The following is a 1,305-nucleotide window of genomic DNA, read 5'->3' as shown; positions in this document are numbered from 1 at the left end:
TGAAGCGTCCTGGGTTTAGTTCCTACCTCAGCTAAGGAAGGATTGAACTATGCCTAGAAAGTATTCCGTCGAGTTCAAGGAAAAGGCGGTCCATCAGATCATCGAAATGGTCCGCCTGGAGTCCTGCTCACTGCAATGCGCCTACACAGAGGTCGGCGAGCTCCTTGGAGTATCTCACCACACGTTGCGGGCTTGGTACCGTGACAGCGCTTCAGTACGTGATGACTCAGACGCTTCAGGTGGCGAAACAATGGAAGAAGAGCTCAAGCGTCTGCGCCGCGAAAACCGCGAACTGAAACGAGCAAACGGGATTCTTAAGACTGCTTCGGCTTTTTTCGCAGCGGAACTCGACCGACCCACGACCAAATGATCTCCTACATCGACGCGTACAAAGATCAGTTTGGGGTCGAGGCCATCTGCCGAGTCCTCAAACAAGCAGATCGTGGATTCATCACCTCACGCGGCTACCGCAAAGCCACCACACGCGTTCCCAGCGCAAGGGCCTTAAGCGATAGCCTTCTCATCCCAGAGATACAGCGTGTGCATGCGCAGAATTTCTCGGTCTACGGCATCCGCAAAATGTGGCACGCGATGAACCGTGAAGGCTTTCATATCGGCCGCGACAAGACCGCCCGATTAATGAAGCTAGCAGGTGTTTCCGGCCGCAGACGTGGGCGAACGCCCGTGACAACGATTAGCCCGAAGACACCGGATCATCGCCCGGACCTAGTGCAGCGAAACTTTCGTGCACAAGCGCCAGGCAGGTTGTGGGTTGCCGATATTACATACGTTCGTACCCTGTCAGGATTCGCCTACACCGCGTTTGTCGTGGATGTCTTCAGCCGAAAAATTGTTGGTGTTGCTACACGCTCGACGATGCGCACCGATGCGCTGCCCATGGAGGCCTTGGAGCATGCATTAACGACTGCCGGACGAATCCATGGTAACCAGCTGATTCACCACAGCGATCGGGGCAGCCAGTACGTGTCGCTGAAGTATTCCACCGCCCTAGCGGAATCAGGAATACGCCCGAGTGTGGGAACAGTCGGCGATTCTTATGACAATGCACTAGCCGAAACAGTCAATGGTCTCTACAAGGCGGAACTGATTCATGCCCAAGGCCCGTGGACATCGGTCGGAGAAGTCGAACTGGCCACCTTGCGGTGGGCGCATTGGTGGAACACCAAGCGGCTTCACGAAGCATTGGACTACGCCACCCCACAAGAAGTAGAAACCGAGTACTATCTCACCCAGCCCATCAACACAGGGCCGTAAAAGAAGCGGAACTAAACCCAGGACGCTTCA

1 protein-coding gene is annotated in these 1,305 nt (G+C 55.2%); it reads left to right on the top strand.

All coding sequences use genetic code 11. From position 1 onward, the window contains the following. The first annotated feature begins 49 nt into the window (after positions 1 to 49). Positions 50 to 1,275, top strand: a protein-coding gene (locus HMPREF3167_RS07860) for an IS3 family transposase (RefSeq protein ID WP_102183840.1) whose coding sequence is annotated in 2 segments (ribosomal slippage) — positions 50 to 329 and positions 329 to 1,275 — 1,227 coding nt in all. Because the reading frame shifts where the segments join, the coding sequence is not laid out codon by codon here. Positions 1,276 to 1,305: the final 30 nt, after the last annotated feature.

Origin of the sequence: Trueperella sp. HMSC08B05 (assembly GCF_001808405.1) — a bacterium.
GTDB lineage: Bacteria > Actinomycetota > Actinomycetes > Actinomycetales > Actinomycetaceae > Trueperella > Trueperella bernardiae.
This window is presented reverse-complemented; position numbering and strand designations above follow the sequence as displayed.